The following is a 343-nucleotide window of genomic DNA, read 5'->3' on the forward strand; positions in this document are numbered from 1 at the left end:
CGAGAGGACTCTGAAGGGTACTTTCTTCGGCAACTACAAACCCCGTTCCGACCTTCCTTCTGTGGTGGAAAAATACATGAACAAGGAGCTGGAAGTGGAGAAATTTATCACACATGAAGTTCCATTCGCAGAGATCAACAAGGCCTTCGAATATATGCTTAGCGGGGACAGCCTTCGTTGTATTATTCGCATGGATCCATAAAACCAACCATTAAGAGGCAGATTCACTCGCTTATTCCTCTCTGATTACGCCGTCTAAGCATCTGTTAATGCATTTTCAAAGTGTCTTTGCGTGAAAATTTTGTGGAGCAACGCTATATCATGTTTAAATAAACAATACCAT

Annotated in this window: 1 pseudogene; it reads left to right on the top strand. The window is 42.0% G+C overall.

Annotated elements, in window-relative coordinates:
• A pseudogene (locus tag C6N31_RS47310) lies at positions 1-202 on the top strand (hypothetical protein); the annotation flags it as partial.
• Positions 203-343: the final 141 nt, after the last annotated feature.

Origin of the sequence: Streptomyces fildesensis (assembly GCF_016107395.1) — a bacterium.
Classification (GTDB): Bacteria; Actinomycetota; Actinomycetes; order Streptomycetales; family Streptomycetaceae; genus Actinacidiphila; species Actinacidiphila fildesensis.